At 59.2% G+C, this 20414-nt stretch carries 15 protein-coding genes; 8 read left to right on the top strand and 7 right to left on the bottom strand.

Annotated features, from left to right (window positions below; all coding sequences use genetic code 11):
- Positions 1–1374 (bottom strand): sensor histidine kinase, encoded by a 1374-nt coding sequence (locus QRN38_RS24095; RefSeq protein ID WP_057418850.1) that lies wholly within the window; start codon positions 1372–1374, stop codon positions 1–3.
- The gene (locus tag QRN38_RS24090) at positions 1371–2033 is read right to left on the bottom strand and encodes a response regulator (RefSeq protein ID WP_005616701.1); all 663 of its coding nucleotides are present in this window, start codon (positions 2031–2033) and stop codon (positions 1371–1373) included. The genes QRN38_RS24095 and QRN38_RS24090 overlap by 4 nt, the downstream gene beginning before the upstream one ends.
- 167 nt (positions 2034–2200) lie before the next feature.
- Between QRN38_RS24090 and QRN38_RS24085 the strand changes: the two genes are divergently transcribed.
- From QRN38_RS24085 to QRN38_RS24055, 7 genes are all read left to right on the top strand, one after another.
- Positions 2201–2464 (top strand): PepSY domain-containing protein, encoded by a 264-nt coding sequence (locus tag QRN38_RS24085; protein ID WP_005767847.1) that lies wholly within the window; start codon positions 2201–2203, stop codon positions 2462–2464.
- Complete coding sequence (locus QRN38_RS24080) at positions 2464–3009, top strand: cytochrome b/b6 domain-containing protein (protein WP_024666380.1); 546 nt, start codon at positions 2464–2466, stop codon at positions 3007–3009. Before QRN38_RS24085 ends, QRN38_RS24080 begins: the two co-directional genes overlap by 1 nt.
- Before the next feature lie 38 nt (positions 3010–3047).
- Positions 3048–4346, top strand: a complete 1299-nt coding sequence (locus tag QRN38_RS24075) for a sialidase family protein (RefSeq protein WP_007245029.1) — start codon at positions 3048–3050, stop codon at positions 4344–4346.
- Positions 4343–4963: a hypothetical protein gene (locus QRN38_RS24070; RefSeq protein WP_057418851.1), complete on the top strand. Its 621-nt coding sequence runs from the start codon at positions 4343–4345 to the stop codon at positions 4961–4963. Before QRN38_RS24075 ends, QRN38_RS24070 begins: the two co-directional genes overlap by 4 nt.
- Positions 4964–4973: 10 nt before the next feature.
- A complete protein-coding gene (locus QRN38_RS24065; RefSeq protein WP_057418852.1) occupies positions 4974–7007 on the top strand; it encodes an LTA synthase family protein in 2034 nt (677 codons plus the stop codon).
- A gap of 356 nt (positions 7008–7363) precedes the next feature.
- Positions 7364–7978, top strand: coding sequence for a biliverdin-producing heme oxygenase (locus tag QRN38_RS24060; protein ID WP_057418853.1), 615 nt, complete (start codon positions 7364–7366; stop codon positions 7976–7978).
- Positions 7975–10212, top strand: a complete 2238-nt coding sequence (locus tag QRN38_RS24055) for an ATP-binding protein (protein WP_057418854.1) — start codon at positions 7975–7977, stop codon at positions 10210–10212. Before QRN38_RS24060 ends, QRN38_RS24055 begins: the two co-directional genes overlap by 4 nt.
- A 52-nt stretch (positions 10213–10264) precedes the next feature.
- Here the strand turns inward: QRN38_RS24055 and QRN38_RS24050 are convergent, their stop codons facing one another.
- The 4 genes from QRN38_RS24050 to pobA form a co-directional block, all read right to left on the bottom strand.
- Positions 10265–10951, bottom strand: a complete 687-nt coding sequence (locus QRN38_RS24050; RefSeq protein ID WP_057418855.1) for a hypothetical protein — start codon at positions 10949–10951, stop codon at positions 10265–10267.
- The gene (locus QRN38_RS24045) at positions 10948–14346 is read right to left on the bottom strand and encodes a toxin VasX (RefSeq protein ID WP_285362719.1); all 3399 of its coding nucleotides are present in this window, start codon (positions 14344–14346) and stop codon (positions 10948–10950) included. The genes QRN38_RS24050 and QRN38_RS24045 overlap by 4 nt, the downstream gene beginning before the upstream one ends.
- A gap of 338 nt (positions 14347–14684) precedes the next feature.
- Positions 14685–16010: an MFS transporter gene (locus tag QRN38_RS24040; protein WP_057418940.1), complete on the bottom strand. Its 1326-nt coding sequence runs from the start codon at positions 16008–16010 to the stop codon at positions 14685–14687.
- A 404-nt stretch (positions 16011–16414) separates the two neighbouring features.
- A complete protein-coding gene (gene pobA, locus QRN38_RS24035; protein WP_057418941.1) occupies positions 16415–17599 on the bottom strand; it encodes a 4-hydroxybenzoate 3-monooxygenase in 1185 nt (394 codons plus the stop codon).
- A gap of 150 nt (positions 17600–17749) precedes the next feature.
- On the opposite strand from pobA, the gene QRN38_RS24030 reads away from it, so the two are divergent.
- A complete protein-coding gene (locus QRN38_RS24030; RefSeq protein ID WP_024668000.1) occupies positions 17750–18619 on the top strand; it encodes a helix-turn-helix domain-containing protein in 870 nt (289 codons plus the stop codon).
- Between the two features lie 51 nt (positions 18620–18670).
- Here the strand turns inward: QRN38_RS24030 and ppnN are convergent, their stop codons facing one another.
- Positions 18671–20044: a nucleotide 5'-monophosphate nucleosidase PpnN gene (gene ppnN / locus QRN38_RS24025; RefSeq protein ID WP_005771604.1), complete on the bottom strand. Its 1374-nt coding sequence runs from the start codon at positions 20042–20044 to the stop codon at positions 18671–18673.
- Positions 20045–20414: the final 370 nt, after the last annotated feature.

The following is a 20414-nucleotide window of genomic DNA, read 5'->3' as shown; positions in this document are numbered from 1 at the left end:
TTAGGCTGTTCGGCTCTTGAGCCTCAACTCCGCACACAGCCCGCCCTGCGCCGAATTGCGCAGGTGCAGGCTGCTTTCCAGTTTGCGCACGATCATGTCGACAATCGCCAGGCCCAGTCCTGCCCCATTGCTGTGGCCCTGGCTGTAGAAGCGCTCAAACAGACGTGCCTTCTGTTTCTCATCGATACCCGGCCCTGCGTCTTCGACGGACAAGTGCGCGCTGCCGTCTTCCTGGCGGTGGAGCATCACGCGAATCTCGCTGGCAGGCGGAGCGAAGTTGAGCGCGTTGGTCAGCAGGTTCTGCAGCGCGATGGTGATGGCTGAGGGGTCGCTGTGAATCACGCAGTCATCGCCTGCTTCAAAGACCAGATCGACACGCTTTTCCAGCGCCAGTGGTGTCAGCTCGGCCATTTCCTCGCGTACCAGCGTGTTCAGCTCGAAGGTTTGCAACTGACTGATTTCAAGGCGCGGTTCAAGCCGGGCCATGGTCAGCAACTGACTGGCCAGACGGGCAGCGCGGTCGACGCCATGCACGAGAAAATCCAGTGCTTCCAGACGTTGCTCCGGGCTCTCCGCCTGGCGGGCGTTCTGGGCGTGGATACGCAGGATGGTCAGCGGTGTGCGCAGTTCATGGGCGGCGTCGGCGATGAACCGTCGCTCGCGCTCCAGCACGCTTTCGATCTGGGTCAGCAGGCGATTGAGCGCGTGCTGCATGGGCTCCAGTTCCTTGGGCAGCGGGGCTACATCAAGAGGCTCGAGGCTTTCAGCATCGCGTTTGCGGATGACCTCGGCCATCGACTGTAACGGGCGCAGGCCCCAGCCGATGGCCAGCCAGATTGCCACCACCAGCAACGGCACGCCGATCAGCGTCGGCCACACGGTGTGGCTGACAATGCGCTGGATCAGGTCCTGACGGACATCGTCACGCTCACCGACCCAGATCAGGAAACCCTGCTGTGGATCGGCCAGCAAAAAGCCGCACCACTCGTGGCCGTTTTCAATCAGGTCATGTGAGCCTTCTGCGGCGGGTGGCGCACTGAGCAGGGGCGCTTCGGCCGAGCGCACCAACAGCTCGCCCGAGGTGCGCCAGACCTGGAACGTCAGGCGGGTTTCATAGGGGTGGGCCACGCCGCTGGTGCCCACCCGGCTCATGGCTTGATCGAACGCCTGATAAAGCTTGTCCAGGTCCTGTTCGCCGGCTGCCCGCTGGCTCAATACGCCTTGCAGCAAGCGGGCGCTCTGGGCCAGCTGCGCGTCGTAGACTTCTTCGATTTCGTGATGGCTGTCCCGCAGGGCGAGCAGGCTGATGGCCAGGTTGCCGAGCAGTAACAGCAGCAGCACCGGGACCAGAATGCGCGCACGTACCGAGGTCATGCCTTGAGCTCCAGCAGGTAACCGACGCCGCGCACGGTGCGGATCAGCTCGGTGGACAGTTTTTTGCGCAGGTTGTGAATCAGCACTTCTAGGGTGTTGCTTTCGACCTTGTCCTGCCAGCCGTACAGGGTGTTGGACAGGCGCTCGCGGGTCACCACCTTGCCGGGGCGGATCATCAGTTGGTGCAGCAGTTGATATTCCATCGGTGTCATCAGTACTTCGCTGCCCTGAAAACTGACCTGCTGCGACGCCGGGTCGAGGCTGATGCCGGCGTGTTCCAGCAACGGCTGCGCGCGCCCCTGGCTGCGCCTGAGCAGGGCACGCACGCGGGCCTTCAGTTCATCGACGTCGAACGGCTTGATCAGGTAATCGTCGGCCCCCGCGTCCAGCCCGGCGATGCGGTCGGCGGTGCCGTCGCGGGCAGTCAGGATCAGCACCGGCAGGGCAAGTTCTTCGGCACGCAACTGGCGCAGCAGGTCGAAGCCGTCCATGCGTGGCAGGCCGAGGTCGAGCAGCAACAGGTCGAAGGGTTCGCTGCGCAGGGCATGCAGCGCGCTCAGCCCGTCTTCCAGCCAGTCCAGCGTATAGCCTTCGGTATTGAGGGCCACGCGGATACCTTGGCCAATCGCACGATCATCCTCGACAAGAAGCAGGCGCATAGGGGTTGACCAATGAGTAGGGTGAGAAGGGCGCCATGATGCCGCCCGCGCGCAGTGCCGCGAAGCGCCGTGTGTCCGGGAAGATGTTACCAGCTGTTACGTATTAAGCTTTTCCTAAGATTGGTTTCGCACAGTAGGCGCTCCTTCACTGCCCGAGAGCATTTGCCATGCGTAAAATTCTGCTGATTTCCCTGTTGTTGGCCAGCCCGTTGGCGCTCGCCGGCCCGCAATGCACCACCGCTGAAAAGTCCCAATGGCAGGATCAGGCCAAGTTCCAGGAGCAGCTCAAGGCCCAGGGTTACGAGATCAGCAAGTTCAAGGTGACTGACGGCAACTGCTACGAGATCTACGGCTTCGACAAGGACAAGCGCAAGGTCGAGATCTATCACGATCCGGTCACCGGTAAAGCGGTCAAGACCGAGATCAAGTAATGAGCCGGGTCTCCCTGCGCCTGTGGGACCCGCTGGTCAGGCTGTTTCACGTCTCGATCGCGGGTGTTTTCGTTGCCAATTATTTCTTCAATGAAGCGGGCGACGACTGGCACGTCTGGCTGGGCTATTACGCGGTTGCCTGGCTGGCGGTGCGAGTGGTGTGGGGTTTCCTCGGGCCGACCAGCGCCCGTTGGAGCGATTTCTGGCCGAGCCCTGCGCGTTTGCGCGCGCATGTTCGCTCGCTGATAGATCGCAAGCCGGTCCACCGGCTCGGTCATTCTCCGCTCGGCGCGCTGGTCATGGTACTCATGATGGCGCTGATTTTCGGCATGGGCCTGACCGGTTTCCTGATGGAGGAGGTCGATGCCCTGTGGGGGGCCGACTGGCCTTTGCAGACCCATGAAATCCTCGCCAATACGTTGTGTGCCCTGGTGGTGCTGCACATGGCCGCAGCCATCTTCGAAAGTTTTCAAGTGCGTGACAACCTGCCGTTGTCGATGCTGACAGGAAAACGACGTCCGTTGCCTGAAGATGACTATCGCTGAACCCCCATCCTTGTCCTTCACTACAGTGATGCCTCCTGATGCGTGTTATTTCCCGAAACCTGACTGCATGGAGCGCAGGCCTGATTGTTGTAGCGATTTTTCTCGGCGCATGGCTCAGCCATCCGCTGCACCGTATTTCCGGCTTTGCGGTCACCCCGGCCCCGGTTGGCACCGAGAGCCTGCCACCCAAGGCTTCCTATAGTTCGCGCTTTGCATCCTCTGACCTGAACGATTTCGTGCACTCCTCAGCGGTGACGGCGTTGCCCGGCGGCGATCTGATGTCGGTGTGGTTTGCCGGTTCCCGCGAGGGCGCAGGAGACGTGGAAATCCGCACCTCGCGCTTCGACGCGCAGGCCGAGGAGTGGGGCGGCGAGCAGGTGCTGGCGACCCGCGAATCCACCCAGACCGGTACCGGCAAGTACATCCGCAAGCTGGGTAACCCGGTGATTGCGCTGGCCCCGGACAACCGCCTGTGGCTGTTCTATGTGTCGGTTTCGGTCGGTGGCTGGGCCGGCAGTTCGGTCAATGCGATGGTCTCCAGCGACATGGGGGCCAGTTGGTCGGCGCCGCGCCAACTGGTGACCTCACCGTTTCTGAACATCAGCACGCTGGTTCGGGGTGCGCCGGTGTTTCATGCCGACGGCTCGATCGGCCTGCCTGTGTATCACGAGTTTCTCGGAAAGTTTGCTGAATACCTGTACCTGAGTGCTGACGGCGAGGTGATCGACAAGTTTCGCATCAGCCGAGGCAAGAACTCCCTGCAACCGACTGTCGTGCCACTCGACGGGCAGCGCGCGGTCGCCTTGCTGCGTTATGCAGGCGAAACTTTCCACCGCGTGCTGGCGAGCCGCACCGAGGACGGCGGGCAGACCTGGAGCGAGCCGTATCCCTTGGCGCCGAGCAACCCTAACTCGTCGCTGGCGGCGGTGGGTGTGCCGGGCAAGGGCCTGCTGGTGGCGCTCAATGACCTGCGCGAAGGGCGCTTCAAACTCAGCCTGTACAGCACCGACGAGCAGATGAAAGTCTGGCGACCGCTGCCTGATCTGGACAAGTCGCCTGATCCGCTGGGAACCCCGTTTTCTCTGGAAGCTTATAAAGAGGTCATCGGTCAGGGCTTTCGAGCTTCCAGTGGCGCACTTCGCCAGCCGATGGAAGCAGAGTTTCTGAGTAACCTGGATCAACGTGTCTGTGCGCCCCAGGGCTGCGATTTCGAGTACGAGTATCCGTACTTCATACGTAGCCCTGACGGTCTGTATCACCTGGTCTATTCGTGGAATAACACCTTTATCAAACATGTCAGCTTCAACGAGGCCTGGCTGGCGGAGCAGCTTTTATGATCGCTTTGGGATTGGCTCATCTGGCATTTGCCTGGACGTTATTTATCGTGTTCGCCCCGCTGACCGCATCGTTATGGTGGCGCTGCGGCGTGCTGGCGGCGGCGTCGCTGTTGAGTGTGGTCTCGGTTGACGGCCTGTCGATGGCGTCCTACGCCCGCAGCCTGACCGATGACCTGGCGATCAGCAGCCTGGTGGTGCTGGGCTGGCTGACCCTGCAGCGGCTCGGCGTGCTCAAGCCCATAGCGCCATCCCTGCGATGGGTGATGCTGCTGGTGTTTGCCGCGCTGGCGCTGACGCTGTACCCGGCCACGCTCGGCCTGACCTATTTCGACCCCTACCGCTGGGGTTACAACCCGAGGCCGATGATCATCATTGTTGCGGTCATCGCGCTGGGGCTGATCTGCCTGCGCAATGTGCTGGCTGTGGCGATGCTGACCGTTGCTACGCTGGCGTTCACGTTCAGAATCAAGCCGTCGGAAAACTATTGGGATTACCTGATCGACCCATTGCTTGCGCTGTATTGCTGCGGGGCTCTGCTGGGCCTGGCCATCCGTTTTGTTTATCGCCGGGCAATGGGGCAGCGCCGTTCGGCTGCGCTGTCTGCCGGCAACGTGTAGAGGAAGAACAATGAGTTGGTTGCAATCGCGACGCCTGCGCTACTGGCTGGGCGCGGTCACGCTGGTGTTCCTGCTGTCGGCGTTACTCAGAGGCGTGTTTTTCTACGGGTTTTCCGGCGTCGAGCCGGGCACGCTGTTTACCCACAGTGAAGTTGTGCAGACCTTGGGCATCGGCTTGCGCTTCGACCTGCGTCTGGCACTGTTGATCGTGCTGCCGGTTGCGCTGCTGCTCTGGCTGCCACGCTGGAACCTGATCAATGTGCCTGCCCTGCGCTGGGTGGCACGGGGTTATCTGATTATTGCGCTGGCGATTCTGACGATGATTCATGTCGTCGACTTCGGCCACTACGCCTACCTCGGTGTGCGGCTCAACGCCAGCGTGATGCGCTATCTGGAAGACGCGCAGATCTCCCGCGACATGCTCTGGCAAACTTACCCGGTGGTGTGGATCACGGCCGGCTGGCTGCTGACGGTCGTCGCGCTGGGCTGGGCGTTGCTCAGGCTTGAACGCGTGACGCTGAACCGCCAGGCGCGGCCGATCAAACGCTGGTCGGTGGTCTGGGGCTCGGCATTGATGGTCTGCGCGACCTTTCTCGGCTTGCTGGGCCGGGTCGAGAATCTCAACCTGGAGAACCCCGTGCCGTTGCGCTGGAGCGATGCGTTTTTCTCCGGTAACAGTCAGGTGGCTGCGCTGGGGCTCAACCCAGCGCTGTTTTTGTACGACACGCTCAAGGTTTCCCAGTCGCACTTCGACGAAGCGAAAGTGCGCGAGCATTACGAGGTGGTGGCGCGTTATCTGGGCGTTCAGCAGCCCGATGCACAGGCGCTGAATTTCAAGCGTCAGCAACCTGAGCAGCCTTATCGACTGCCCGGTGAGCGGCCGCCGAACGTGATGTTCGTGATGCTCGAATCACTGGGCACCAGCGCGGTGGGTGCCTACGGCAACCCGCTCAATCCGACCCCGAATATCGATCATCTGGCCACGCAAAGCTGGTTCTTCAAGCACTTCTATGTGCCGGTGACCGGCACCGCGAAAACCGTCTGGGCGAGCATTACCGGGGTGCCCGACGTCACCCGGCAGGAGACCGCGACGCGCCACCCCTTGCTGACCCGCCAGAACACCATCATCAATGACTTCAAGGGCTACGAGAAGCTCTACATGATTGGCGGCAATTCCGGCTGGGCCAACATGAACGCGCTGATCCGCCGCAGCATTGACGACGTGCGCCTGTACGACGAGCGCGACTGGAAGTCACCGCAGGTCGATGTCTGGGGGATTTCCGACCTTGACCTGTTCAAGGAAAGCGACCGGATTCTGCGTGCGCTGCCCGCCGACAAACCGTTCTTTGCCTACGTGCAGACCGCAGGCAATCACCGGCCTTTCACCATTCCCAGGGACAACGACGGTTTTCAGGTCAGCGACAAGACGCTGGAGCAAGTTCAGGCTGCCGGTTCACGTAGCGTGGAGCAGTACAACGCCGTGCGCCTGCTGGACTTCAATATCGGACGGTTGATGGACCTGGCCAAGGCTGGCGGCTATTACGAGAACACCATCTTTGTGCTGTTCGGCGACCACAACACACGCATCAGCCAGATTCCGCACATGGCACCGGCGTTCGAGCAACTGGGGCTGGAAAGCAACAATGTGCCCATGCTGATTCACGCGCCCGGTTTATTGGGCACACGGGTCATTGATGAAGCGGTCGGCCTCACCGATCTGCTGCCGACGCTGGCAGGCATGGTCGGAATGGAATTCACCAGCGGTACGATGGGGCGCGACATTCAGCAGCCTGCTCCGGAGGGCGAGCGTGTTGTGCCATTGGTGTTGCGTGAGGGTACGTTCCCGTTGATCGGCGGGGTCACGCGTCATTACCTGCTGCAGATGGAGCACGATGGTAGCTCGCCGACGCTTCACGACCTGGCCTCGCCAACGCCGCTGGACAACGTTGCCGAACAGAACCCGCAAGAGTTCGAGCGCCTGCGAGACCTTACCCGTGGCCTGCATGAAACGTCGCGAATGATGTTGTACCAGAACGTGCGCTGACCAATCGGACATGTTTTTAGGCAAAGCGCAGTGCGCAAGCTATCCGTTGGGGCCGGGTGCTTGCGCAGCGCTGGACTCGGCACGCGATGATGTTAAAGTGCTTTCCACTGTGATCCGCATCTTTACGAAACACGTACATCGGCCGGTTTTCGACTATTGTCATTGAGTCGATAGCAGATTTATCCGGCGATGAAAAACCGCCACTGTGCAGCGCTGGCGGTTTTTCGTTATGCACTACGGTGTTTCGTCGCCAATTCCGGAAAAGCCTGTCAGGTTCTGCGTTGAATCTGTATTTTGGCGGCCTGTTTTCGCACGGATACGTTTTCCGTCTATCGCACTCTCAAGAGCCTTTCTGGATGCCGGCAAGTTTTTCACCTGTCACCCCGCCGAAGTTGATTGGTGCACTTCGCGCTGAAACGAATCAGTTGCACGTTCAACTTGAAAAACGCATGCCTTTTTTCTCGTCTGTTCTGGACCACGCGCTGTACCTTCGCTTGTTGCAGGCCTATTACGGCTTCTATGCACCGCTTGAGGCGGCATTGCGTGACAGCACGTTCATGCCCTGTGCGCTCACTCCAGATGACCGGATCAAGACGTGTGTGCTGGTGAAAGACTTGTGCGCGCTGGGTATGTCCGAACATGACATCAGGCAACTTCCGCACTGCACGCAATTACCGATAACCGATTCTCCCGGCGCCTGTCTGGGCGTAATGTATGTGCTTGAAGGCGCGACATTGGGCGGGCAAGTGTTGCGCCGCGAGGTGCTCAAGCGTCTGGGGCTGGATGAACACAGTGGCGCGGCCTTTCTCGACGTGTACGGTGCTGAAACCGGACCGCGCTGGAAGGTTTTTCTGAACCACCTTGACGCTGTGCCCCAAGGCGTTGAATTTACCGAGGCTGCAGCCCATGCGGCCCATTCCACATTTGCATGTTTCGAGCACTGGCTCGACGGTCAAGAGGTACTGCTATGAGCCAACTCGACAAGGACGCTTTTGAAGTCCTCCTGGCCAATTGTGCGGATGAGCCCATTCAGTTTCCCGGGGCCATTCAGCCTCATGGTCTGTTGTTCACGCTCAAAGAGCCTGAACTGACGATCCTGCAAGTCAGCGCCAATGTGCAGAGCGTGCTGGGCAAGGTGCCCGATCAACTTGCCGGGCAGACGCTGGATTGCGTGTTGGGTGCAGGCTGGGCTGAAGTGATCAGAAGTACCAGTGCCAACGATTCCCTCGTTGATGTGCCACGTTTATTGATGTCGGTCGAGGGCGTCGAGTTCGAGGCCATGTTGCATCGCAGCCAGGACGCGCTGGTTCTGGAACTTGAAATTCAGGACAAGGCCGCGCAGGCGGTCAGTTATTCCGAACGCACCGGCAACATGGGGCGTATGTTGCGCCAACTGCATGCCGCCGCTGATCTGCAGACACTCTACGAAGTCAGTGTTCGCGAAATCCAGAAAATGACCGGTTACGACCGGGTATTGATCTACCGGTTCGAAGAAGAGGGTCACGGTCAGGTTATCGCTGAAGCGTCGGCACCGGCCATGGAACTGTTCAACGGCTTGTTCTTCCCGGCGTCGGACATTCCCGAGCAGGCGCGCGAACTGTATCGCCGCAACTGGCTGCGCATCATTCCCGATGCCAACTACACGCCGGTGCCCCTGGTGCCGCAATTGCGCCCGGACACCCAGCAGCAGCTTGACCTGAGTTTTTCGACACTGCGCAGTGTGTCGCCGATTCACTGCCAATACATGAAAAACATGGGCGTGCTGTCATCCATGAGTGTTTCGCTGATTCAGGGCGGCAAGCTGTGGGGCCTGATCAGTTGCGGGCATCGCACGCCGCTGTACGTGTCCCATGAGCTGCGCAGCGCGTGCCAGGCAATTGGCCAAGTGCTGTCGTTGCAGATCAGCGCTATGGAAGCGCTGGAAGTCAGCCGCCAGCGCGAGACCAAGATTCAGACCCTGCAGCAGTTGCATCAGATGATGGCAACCTCCGACACGGACGTGTTCGATGGCCTGGCGCAGCAGCCGCAGTTGTTGATGGACCTGGTCGGCGCCACCGGCGTCGCCATCATCGAAGACCGGCAAACACACTGCTACGGCAACTGCCCGGAGCCGTCGGATATCCGCGCGCTGCACACCTGGATGACGGCAGGCGGTGAGCCGGTGTATGCCAGTCATCATCTTTCCAGTGTCTACCCGCCCGCCGAGGCTTATCAGGCTGTGGCCAGCGGTGTACTGGCCATGACCCTGCCCAAGCCTGTGGATAACGGCGTGATCTGGTTTCGTCCGGAGGTCAAGCAAAGCGTTCAGTGGAGCGGCGACCCGAACAAACCGCTGAACCTGGACGCCTCGGACAGCATTGTGCGCCTGCGACCGCGCACGTCGTTCGAGATCTGGAAGGTCGAAATGACCGGGATCGCCGCCAAGTGGAGCCACGGCGATGTGTTCGCTGCCAATGACCTGCGCCGCTCCGCGCTGGAAAATGACCTGTCCCGGCAGGTCAGCAAGGAGCAGCAGGCGGTGCGTGCTCGCGACGAACTGGTGGCGGTGGTGTCTCATGACCTGCGCAACCCGATGACGGTCATCTCGATGCTGTGCGGCATGATGCAGAAGTCGTTCAGCTCCGACGGCCCGCACACCTCGCGTCGTATTTCCACGGCAATCGACACCATGCAGCAAGCTGCCAGCCGCATGAACGTGTTGCTCGAAGATTTGCTCGACACCTCGAAAATCGAGGCCGGCCGCTACACCATCACGCCGCAGCCGCTGGAAGTCAGCCAGATATTCGAAGAGGCCTATACGCTGCTCGCCCCGTTGGCGATGGACAAGTCCATCGAGATTTCCTTCAATGCCGAGCCCGACATCAAGGTCAATGCTGACCCGGAGCGGCTGTTCCAGGTGCTGTCCAACCTGATCGGCAACGCGATCAAGTTCACCCCGAAACTGGGCAGGATCGGTGTGGCGGCGATGTCCAACGGCGACGAAGTGGTGTTTACCGTACGCGATTCCGGCGAGGGCATCCCTCCTGAACAGCTGCCACACATCTTCGAGCGCTACTGGACCGTCAAGGAAGGCAACCCGACCGGCACCGGCCTGGGCCTGTATATCTCGCAAGGCATCATCAAGGCCCACGGCGGCGAACTAGCTGCGCAAAGCCAGGTTGGCCACGGCAGCGAGTTTCGCTTCACGGTGCCGATCGCACATTGATGTGCTTTCTCGGGCTTGAGGGTTGAAGACTCAAGCCTGAACAGCATCAGCGCTACTTCCAGTTCGAGGCCTTCTCGATGTACTCCGCGCTTGGAGGAAGGACCTCGTGGAGAAACGCGAGGTACTTTGTCATCAATTCCTTACTGGGAAAGCGGGCGGCGAAGCCTGTGGTGACGTCGTCGCAGTGAATGATGACCATCAGGCGCTTGTGATCAACCGTGACAAACTCATGCAGGTGCCAAGGGGCGGTTTGTCGATGGTGGACGGGGTTTTCCCAATTCAGCAGCTTGACGGCTGCGATAACTGCCATCGCTACCGGGCCGATCAGGAAGAGAAATGAGCCGGTGAGAAGGGCGATGAAAACGAATATCAGGATGACGGCTATGGCGATGCCTTTGAAGAAGGATGAGGCGAAGTCGGGGTAGTGCAGGTAATACTCGACTGTGGCGCCATCGGTTTTGAGGGTGTAGTTGTAGATGGTTTTTTGGCGGATGAGCAGGCCTATAAAGTAGGCAAGATGGCCTCCAAGTGCAAGTATTACGCACACGAGAGAGGATGGGCTGTCTGAAAACATTACCCAGCCTAACCAAATAAAAAGTGAGCTTGCCATTACATGGAAGGCGGCAAACCCAAGCTGCGTGATCATGATTTCTTTAGGTGATCTCGCTAAGGTTTTTATTTTCCAGTTTAGGATGTCTTTGCCTTTCGGCAGATTCAGAGCTTTTTCTAGCTGAGTCATACAGGTGTGCCCTCTGCGACTTCCAGGGTCAGAGCGCCGATCCTGCTAGATGCCTTTACCTCGAGTTCCACAGCAGCCAGGCCGTCAATAGCCGTATCGCCTCGTATACCAAGTTCCATCTGAAACAGATAGCTTCTATCGTCTCCGCCAGGATTTAAAAGATTGGCCGGGTACCAGAGTTGCAGCTCAAGGTACGTTGCGTCCTTGTCGAGCGGCACCCAGGTTTCCCAGATGAGGTCTTCGTTTTCAGGTGGCATGCGGGGGTAGGTAAAGTCTTCACTCGCCTTGCCAGCAGACTTGTTGGTAAGCGTCCCGAACTGTTCGAGCTTCCTGAATTGCCCGTGGTCCAGAAAAGCTTCATGTATCGGCTGATCTATTTTCTCTACAGTCAGCACGCCCAAGGGACGCTTGCTGCTGATGACATTGAAATGCACGGTCTGCCCGCGTAACACGTTTGGCAATCGCACTTGTACTCCAGCACCATTTTGTACCGCGACGCTGTAATAATCGCTTTTGCCAAGATAACGGTTTTCATAATTCACGGTGCTTTTTACATGGACCTGCGGAGATAATTGAATTTCCATCAGCGCGCGCACTTCTTCATGCTTGCCATCGGCAGTCTCGGCGTAGCGATAGTTCGCTGTATTGGACCAACAGCACTTGCGTAGCCACCAGCCAACACTATCTTGCTTGAAGTAATTAAGGTACATCGTAGCAAGGAGATAGATAAAGCCCGTTGCGAACAGAGCTACGCTGAACCATGGATTCATCGCGATTATCGCAAAAGCGCTAGCGGGGAAAAAACCTGCGAACAATTGGGCTGCAGAACCTAATCCCATCATTAATACGGAAGACCACTTTACACGAAGTCCATATTCTTCCTCTGACGTTTTTGCTGCGTAAAAATCATCTGCAACATCAAATAGTTCAAGTGTAACCGCCGCTAGCCCAAACCCACCCATCGCCACCATCGAGCCCCTGAACCCGCGTATAGCATCACCCCAGACTGCGTTACCCCGTGCTTTCCAATAAGCTGCCGACTTATCAAGAATGCCCACGTCATACCCGCCAATAACCAGTGGCTTGGCCGTACGGATAATCGCCCACGGCGCTTCAACAAACACCGCCATCAACAGATTGAAGCTGTACCCCAATCCATACGTCACCTTGCCAATGTCCTTGGTACTGAAATCCCCATCCCGGGTAAGGTCCCGATAGAGGAAGGCGGTATTGATCAGGTTAAGCATGACCACGCCCCAGGTGATCGTGCCGGCAACGCCGCCCAGTCGGTCGGTCCAGCCTTTGGCGCGGGCGAGCCAGTCCTTGGTCAGGGTTTTGCCGGACTGGAAGTATTGGCGAATCTCGTCCTGCAATAGTTTGGCGTATTCGTTGTTCTGAAAGTCGAGCAGGGCGGGGATGCTCAGTTCGTGAACGCGCAGTTTGTGTTTATGGGCCTGCAAGTTGCGAGCGGTGCTTTGGCGCGTGTTGTAGGCGTTCGGGTATTGCCAACTGCGCACCAGCTCGCTGATTTGCTTGTTGAGGACTTGCCACTCACTTACCCACTGTTTGAGCTTGGTCACTGTCTGCTCATTGATCGCGACGCGTGCTGTCGAGTCGAGCAATATCTGGCCGATCAGCAGGGTGCGAAGCAACGCAACGATGTTCTGCTGCTTGCCAAGGGCCATGCGGCTGTCGATGGGCACCCATGCCAGTAATACACTTTCAAACCTGGCTTTGCCGGCACCGCTGGCCAGTTCGCCGAGGGCTTTGAAGGTGTCTTGAACAGGCTGTTTCAGCGCCTTCATCCACGGCTTGTCGGCAAAGCCCCGATGGTTGAGCACGCCATTGAGTTCACCGATGCGCGTGGCCAGATTGGTGACGTCGCCGAGGCCGTTCAGCAGTGCATCGGCTTCCTGATGCAGGGCGTGCTTGAGCGCTGGCGAAAAACCATAACGCAGGGTGCCAAACAGGCTGCTGGTGTTAGCTTCCTGCTCGGCCAGCCAGGCATTTGCGGCGCTGTCCTGCGCATAGATGATCTGCAGATTGAGCATGATCGTCTGCAAATACAGCAGGGTTTTCGGGTGTGTGGTGTCGATGAACAGCTTGAGCGGTTCGGTGCCTATATGTGCCGCCCAGTGCTGGAAATCGCTTTGCGTGTCACGCACCTGTTGCAGGCGTTTGTCTCCGGTCGGCAGGTGCTGCAAAAGGTACTGACGCGCACTGCTCAGATCGACCTCGCGCCGCCATTTGTGGCGATCTTTCCAGGCCTGCGCGCCCTCATCGGTCGGCGCGCTGCCATAACGTGTTTCGATCGATTTGCGCATGTCCAGGCTCTTGAACATGTCCGGCAGCAGCAGAAAATCTCCAGGAACGTTGCTACTGCTGATCTGTGCTTCTTCAAGAATGCATTGCTCAAAGTACGCTTCGACCTCACTGAGGTACTGATGCGTGCGCAGCGCATCACCGCGCACCGATGCTGGCAGCTTCTCTGCTTCGCTCTCTGCACCGCACAGCGTGGCGGCGGTCTGGGCAATCTGGATCTTGTGTTCGTGGGCGCTTTGCCATTCCCGAAAAGCCGCCTGATCGGCGGCCAGCTGCATGCCCAAGTCGTTGAAAACGGCAAGCGGGTCATCGAGGGCAATGACCAGAGAGCTGTCCTGATCGTAGACGCTGCCTTGCCAGAAGACATCGGCGCCCAGCGGTGCCCATAACGGATCGGGTTCTGCGCCTTCTGATGGCGGGCGAGCACTGGGAATCGCCGAATCTGCAAAACGGCCATCTTCCACAACACAGTCTTTGTCGATATCCGCCACGGCCTCGGCGATGCGATCCAGCGGCAGGGTGTCCGGTTCGGCCATGGTGAGGCAGTAGCTGGCCAGGTCCAGCGCCTTCATCCACAACGCGCGGCTTGGGGCGTGGGAGCGCATGTGCTCGCACATTCGCCACGTCCACTGCATCGGGGAAAAGGCGATGTGCAGGCGGTGCTCTCGTGGATACAGCAGAAAGGGTTGTCCCTCATCGGCACCGGTTCGCTGGTCATTACCGATGTGCGCCTCGGTCCAGGCGATGCGGCTCAGATGGCCGTCGCTGGCTGAGGCTACGTATTCATGCAGCGTGCCGGCTGTTTCGTCGAACACGTAAACGTAGCCGTCGTACAGTTGGCGCAAGGTGTAACTGCGTGTTTTCAACTTCGGCAGGCTGGCCCAATGGCCGTCTTTGGGCAGTGGCTTCAGTTGCGTGGGGTTGACGTCGTAGCGCGAGCGATCCAGCGCATAGCGCACGGGCACAATGGCGATATTCGGTCCACGGAAGGGGCACAGGCTGGTAGCGGTCGCCGGGGTTTTGGGGAACAGTGCAGCACGTCGTTGTTGATGGGTGCCGTTTTTATCGGTCATGCGGGACATTCTCTGCGCAGCAACGGGCAATTCACCCGCCGTATGCAGAACACCGTTCCAAAAAGTATGCCGAAATAAATTTTATCTATTTAAAACAAGTAGATAGAGTTGGTCGATGAAGGCCAGGCTAAATTGCCAGGCAAAAAACACCCAATACTGAGCAACCTTTTGCGCACATATGCGCAAGCTCGTTTAGGTGCTGCAGGGCGTGAAATAAAAGCCGCACCTGATTTCGGACTGTTCTCTGTGCGCAAAGGTTTGCACACGGAGAGCGCCCCGAAGTGCATCACAGAAAAAGCCAGGCACCAGGCCTGGCTCGGGGCAGGGGACAAGCGTGTTCAGGCAGCGGCTGGGACCTTCACCGCGCTCTGACGGCTGACCCGCAAGGCCACCAGGCTGCCGACGATGGTCAGCGCGGCCAGCGAGTACAGCGCCAGGGTGGTCGAACCGGTCTGGTCCTTGATCCAGCCCACCAGATACGGGCTGAGGAAGCCTGCCATCTGGCCGATTGAATTGATCAGCGCCAGCCCGCCCGCTGCAACGCTGGCGCTCAGCAGTGCGGTGGGCAAGGGCCAGAAAATTGGCAGGCTGGTCAGCGCACCCATGGTCGCGATGGTCAGGCCGAGGATGGCGATGAGGGGCACTGTCGCAAAGTTGGCGGCGATGATCAGGCCAGTCGCGCCCATCAGCATCGGCACGACCAAATGCCAGCGGCGCTCATTGCGCAGGTCTGCGGAGCGGCCGACCAGCAGCATGAACACGCCTGCCATCAGGTATGGCACGGCGCTGATCCAGCCGATCACCAGCGCGTCGCTGAAACCCAGGTTCTTGATGATCGAAGGCAGCCAGAAGTTGATCGCATACACACCGCTCTGAATGCAGAAGTAGATAAAGCCCAGAACCCAGATGAATGGCATGGTCAGCACCGAAGCCACTGAGCTTTTGCCTTGCACCGGTCGATTCAGTTCATCGTGGGTGATATCGGTCTTGACCCGCTGGCGCTGTTCAGGCGTGAGCCAGCGTGCGTCTTCAACCTTGTCACACAACACAAAGAACGCCAGCACGCCAAGCGCCACGGTAGGCAGGCCCTGAATCAGAAACATCCATTGCCAGCCCGCCATGCCGCCCTGACCGGCGGCAAAGTGATTGAGGATCCAGCCGGAAAACGGCCCGCCGAGCAGCCCGGAGACCGGGATGGCCGACATGAACAGCGCCATGATCCGCCCGCGGCGCTGGTTCGGGTACCAGCGCGAGAGGTACAGCACGATACCGGGGAAGAAACCGGCCTCGGCCATGCCGGTCAGAAAACGCAGCACGTAGAACTCGACCGGCGTGGTGACGAACAGCAGGCAGGTGGAAAAGATGCCCCAGGTGATCATCATCAGGCCGATCCAGCGGCGTGGCCCGAAGCGGTTCAGCGCCAGATTGCTGGGCAGGCCGCACAACACGTAGCCAATGAAAAAGATACCGGCACCCAGGCCGTAGACCGTCTCGCTGAAGCTCAGGGCATCGAGCATCTGCAGCTTGGCGAAGCCGACGTTCACGCGGTCCAGGTAGTTGAACAGGTAGCAGATGAAGATAAACGGGATAAGGCGCAGGGTGATGCGACGGTAGACATGATTGCCTTCAGCGTCGCCCACCTCGTGGGTCGAAGTAGCGGTCATGGCGTGTGTTCCTCTGTGCTTGTTGTTTTTAGGGGACTTGCCGGGTGCACGCCTGATCATAGGGGGCGGGTCGCGAAAACGCTTTGGGGTTTTGCACGGCTACGCGGGGGGTGTGTTGTGTGATTGCACAACGTATGGCTCTGCGCTGGCATGTATTGCGTGGCTCGGCGTCCTCGTTGCGACGCTGCTCAAGATCGGACGCAGAGCGTCCAGAACTGCATTCCTACGCAGAGCGTGCGGAACGATAATCTCACTACCGCTATCGTGCGCTGCGGCTCAAGATCGGACGCAGAGCGTCCAGAACTGCATTCCCACGCAGAGCGTGCGGAACGATAATCTCACTACCGCTATCGTGCGACGCTCTGCGTCGGCATGCCTGGCTGGACGCTCCGCGTCCTCATCTGCTACTCAATCGCCTCATACGGCAAACCCACGTAATTCTCTGCAATGGTCCGGCGCCCGGCCTCTGAGCCGACGTAATAGTCCAGTTCGGTCTGCTGGATGCGCTGGCTGAACGCGTCGGTGTCCGGGAAGTTGTGCAGCACCGAGGTCATCCACCAGGAGAAGCGTTCGGCTTTCCACACCCGGCGCAGGCAGATGTGCGAGTACTTTTCCAGCAGGTCGGTGCGGCCTTCGCGATAGACCTTGAGCAGGATCCGGTACAGCGTACTTACATCACTGGCCGCCAGGTTCAGGCCCTTGGCGCCGGTCGGCGGGACGATGTGGGCGGCGTCGCCGAGCAGGAACAGGCGGCCGTACTGCATGGGTTCCACCACGAAACTGCGCAGTGGCGCGATGCTTTTCTCGATGGACGGGCCCGTCACCAGGCGGTCTGCCAGGTGCGCGGGCAAACGGGATTTCAGTTCGGTCCAGAAACGCTCGTCTGACCAGTCTTCGACCTCCTCGTCGGCGCTGACCTGCACGTAATAACGCGTGCGAATGGCCGAGCGCATGCTGCACAGGGCAAAGCCGCGCGGGTGGTTGGCGTAGACCAGTTCTTCGTTGACCGGCGGTGTGTCGGCCAGCACGCCGAGCCAGCCAAACGGGTAGACGCGTTCGAAGATTTTCAGCGCTTGAGACGGGATCGATTGCCGCGACACGCCATGAAAACCGTCGCAGCCCGCAATGTAGTCGCAGTCCAGACGTACGGTTTCGCCGTCTTTGAGGAACGTCAGGTAGGGGCTGTCGGTTTTTGGCGCGTGAATATTCACGTCGGACGCGTCATAGACCGTCATCGCGCCGATCGCCGCGCGGGCCTTCATCAGGTCGCGGGTGACTTCGGTCTGGCCGTAGACCATCACGGTCTTGCCATCGGCCAGGCTTTTCAGGTCAATACGTTCGCAGCGGCCGTCGAAGGCCAGTTCGAAACCATCATGAATCAGGCCCTCGGCGTCCATGCGCTCACTGACGCCTGCCTCGCGCAGCAGATCGACCATGCCTTGCTCGAGCACCCCTGCGCGGATGCGCGAGAGGATGTAGTCGGGGTTCTTGCGCTCGACAATCACGTTGTCGATGCCGGCGCGCTGCAACAGTTGGCCCAATAGCAACCCGGAAGGGCCTGAACCGATAATTGCGACTTGGGTTTTCATGATGGTTGCCCTCTCTGGTGCCCCCTGCCAACCGTGATCGGCGGGATGCGTTTGTTTTTGTCTCCTGTATTTTTAATGGATGCTGTCGAGATAAGAAGGCAATATTCAGCGCATTATGTGGACTTTTCGAGGGTTCAGGAGGCATGCCGCATGTCCAGACCTGCCATTACCGCGATACCGGTGTTCAAGCTTTATGGCGAAACCACCGCCTGGCCGACGCCGGACCTGATCCACTGCGAGTCGATCCCCGAGCGCAGCAGGATGCACGACTGGGAGATCAAGCCGCATCGGCATGGCGACCTGGTGCAGTTGCTGTATGTGCAATCGGGCAAGGCGATGCTCAAGGTCGAGGACCGGGTCAGCAAGGTCGAGACCGCTTCGCTGCAGGTGGTCCCCGCATTGAGCGTGCACACTTTCAGGTTTGCCGAAGATATTCAGGGGCACATTCTCAGCCTGGCCAAACCCTTGGTGGAGCAGCTTGAGACGACGCTCGACAGCTCGGCGATGCGCACGGCACGGTGTTACGAGCTAGGGGCGGACAGCCATTACGTCGACACGCTGTTCAGCGCCATCGCTCGTGAATACCGACAGCCCAGAGCCGGTCGTGATCTGATGCTGCATTCATTGATCAACGTGCTGGTGGTCTGGCTCAGTCGGCGCAACAGCGAAGAGGCCGGCGAACAGGTGCAGACAATGGACCGCGGGCGAGAGCATCTGCAGGTGTTCATGCATCAACTGGAAACATGTTTTCGCGAGCACTGGTCCATCGAGCAACATGCGCAGGCCATGGGCATCAGCGCCGCGCATTTGAATGCGCTGTGTCGGCGGCTGTGCGACCAGTCGGCGTTGCAGATCATCAGCCAGCGACTGTTGCTGGAGGCCAAGCGCAACCTGATTTACACCACCCTGACCATCAATCAGGTGTCCGACAGCCTGGGGTTTTCCGAGCCGGCTTATTTTTCGCGGTTTTTCAAGCGCGCCACCGGGCAGTCGCCCAGAGAATTTCGTCAGCAGAAATGAAAACGGAGCGCTCAAGCGCGCCCCGTTTGCCTGCCGGTCAAGGTTATGGGGTCAAGCCACAACCTGATAGCACGGCACGTAGGCCGCGCCACCCGGCAACTTCATCCGGTGCTGGTCGACAAACGCCTGCAGCAGCTTGTCCAGCGGGCCCATGATCGAAGGGTCGCCCTGAATCTGATAGGGGCCGTGCTCTTCGATCAGGCGAATGCCCTTGTCCTTGACGTTGCCCGCCACAATCCCGGAAAACGCCCGACGCAGGTTGGCGGCCAGTTCGTGCGTAGGCACGTCGTGGTTGAGCTGCAGTTTTGCCATGTTTTCGTGGGTCGGATCGAAGGGGTGCTGGAAGCTTTCTTCGATCTTCAGCAGCCAGTTGAAGTGAAACGCGTCGTTGCGCTCGCGGCGGAACTGTTTCACTTCTTTCAGGCCCTGAGTCATCTGCCGGGCGACGTCCGCCGGGTTGTCGATGATGATCTGGTAATGACGCTGCGCTTCTTCACCCAGCGTGGCACCGACAAACGCGTGCAGCTGTTGCAGGTACGGTTCGGTGTTTTTCGGGCCGGTCAGGATCACCGGGAACGGCACGTCCTTGTTGTCCGGGTGCATCAGGATGCCCAACAGGTACAGGAATTCTTCGGCAGTACCTGCGCCGCCCGGGAAAATGATGATGCCGTGACCGACACGCACGAAGGCTTCGAGACGTTTCTCGATGTCCGGCAGGATCACCAGCTCGTTGACGATCGGGTTAGGCGCTTCGGCAGCGATGATGCCCGGCTCGGTCAGGCCCAGGTAGCGACCGCCGACAATGCGTTGCTTGGCGTGGGCGATGGTTGCGCCTTTCATAGGGCCTTTCATCACGCCGGGGCCGCAGCCGGTACAGATGTCCAGGCTGCGCAGGCCCAGTTCGTGGCCGACTTTCTTGGTGTATTTGTATTCTTCGGTGTTGATCGAGTGGCCACCCCAGCACACCACCATCTTTGGCTCGACACCGGCGCGCAGGGTGCGGGCGTTGCGCAGCAGGTGGAACACGTAATCGGTGATGCCCTGAGAGTTGCTCAGGTCGATGCGCTGGCTGTCCAGTTCGCTTTCGGTGTAGACGATGTCGCGCAGGGCGCTGAACAGCATCTCGCGGGTGCTGGCGATCATTTCACCATCGACAAACGCGTCTGCCGGAGCATTGAGCAGCTCCAGGCGCACGCCGCGATCCTGTTGATGAATACGCACCTCGAAGCTTTCGTACGCTTCAAGAATGGTCTTGGCGTTATCGACATGGGCGCCGGTATTGAGAATGGCCAGGGCGCACTGGCGAAACAGGGTGTAGGTGCTGCCTGAACCGGCCGCGCTGAGTTGCTGCACTTCACGCTGGGACAGGGTTTCAAGGCTGCCTTTGGGGCTTACGGTGGCGTTAATCACTTGTCTTGGGAGCATTCTATTTTCCATTAGAGCGATGCAGTCGAGCATCAGGATGGTGAACATCATTGATGTTCACGCCTGTCAGGCCTTTTCTACAGCACTTGGCCGGGAAAGCAAACGTCGGACAGCACACGATCCTTGTTTGCGCCCTGATACGGCATCGCGGGGTTGAATCAGCGGGGTGAATTCGTTTGAAAGCAGGCACTTGCTCCGATGACCGTGCGGCTGAATCTTGGCGCCTGTGCAGGGCAATAGTGAACCTGACCCCTTTCACAGAGTCTGTTAGCTGATGGACTTTCTGGACGGCCTGCAAGAAAGGGATTTTCAGGCGCTTTCAATTACGCCTGATTGGCAGACACCCCGTCCGGGCAGGAGTTGCAAAACG

The organism is Pseudomonas sp. CFBP2511, from assembly GCF_030209255.1.
Lineage (GTDB): Bacteria > Pseudomonadota > Gammaproteobacteria > Pseudomonadales > Pseudomonadaceae > Aquipseudomonas > Aquipseudomonas avellanae.
This window is presented reverse-complemented; position numbering and strand designations above follow the sequence as displayed.